The organism is Psychromarinibacter sediminicola, assembly GCF_029168335.1.
Classification (GTDB): Bacteria; Pseudomonadota; Alphaproteobacteria; order Rhodobacterales; family Rhodobacteraceae; genus Psychromarinibacter; species Psychromarinibacter sediminicola.
This window is the reverse complement of the sequence record NZ_JARGYC010000214.1, coordinates 1-824: the sequence shown is the minus strand read 5'-3', so window position 1 is coordinate 824 and position 824 is coordinate 1. Positions and strand designations below refer to the sequence as shown.

Here is an 824-nt window from a genome sequence, read left to right as displayed (position 1 = left end):
TGGACCCGACGTTCGCATCTGCGAGCGACCCGCCTTCCAGCCCCGGCGACAGGAATAACGTCCTTCCAACCCGACTTCTTCAGCAGCCTGCTAATAATGCAGACCTCGCGGAAGTAGTGCTTCTAGGCATTTTTACAGCAAGCATGAGGCGAGTGCCAACCCAGCAATTAGCGAATAGGGCAGTTATTCGGCGGCCTCACACCGGCGCCTCCCGTGCGTGAGACCACGCGCGCACCCTACGCCCACCGGCCGCCCCCCCCTCAAAACCGCACCACACTCACGATCCCGGCCACCTCGCCCGCCGGCGCAACGCCCAACCCGCGCAGGCTCTCCGCCGGGCGCGTGCCGAAACGGCCCAGGGCCCGGCGGATCTGCGCCATGTGGGCCGCCGACACCCGCGGCTCCGGGCAGGCGCCGCCGCGCTCCCACAAGGCCCGCGAGATCGGCCCCGCCACCGCGCCGGAAATCGCCCGCGGCGCCACGTCGTCCGGCGCCACGCGCCGCTCGGCGATCAGCGTGCGGATCGCCTCGCCCAGGATTTCCGCGCTCTCGATGAACGGCATGCCGGCGACCCGCGCCTCCTCGGCATCCGCGGCCCCGTCGGTCACGCAATGCTTCGCCTGGAACAGCCAGTCATGCACCATGTAGCCCGGCGCATAGCCCCAGGGCGACAGGCCCCGGAACGGCTGCACCGCGCGCGGGATCGAGCCGCCGTCGGTATACATGATCTGGTCATCCGTGAACTATGGCTGGCAACGCTCATGAGCGTCACGCCGCGGCCTTTTCCTGTGCACATGATGGGCTGCGGCCGTAGAAAACGGCCA

General features: G+C 68.8%; 1 protein-coding gene. It reads right to left on the bottom strand.

The annotated features are described in order from the left end of the window. Window positions 1-260: 260 nt before the first annotated feature. Window positions 261-725 (bottom strand): hypothetical protein, encoded by a 465-nt coding sequence (locus tag P1J78_RS25035; protein ID WP_275570084.1) that lies wholly within the window; start codon window positions 723-725, stop codon window positions 261-263. Window positions 726-824: the final 99 nt, after the last annotated feature.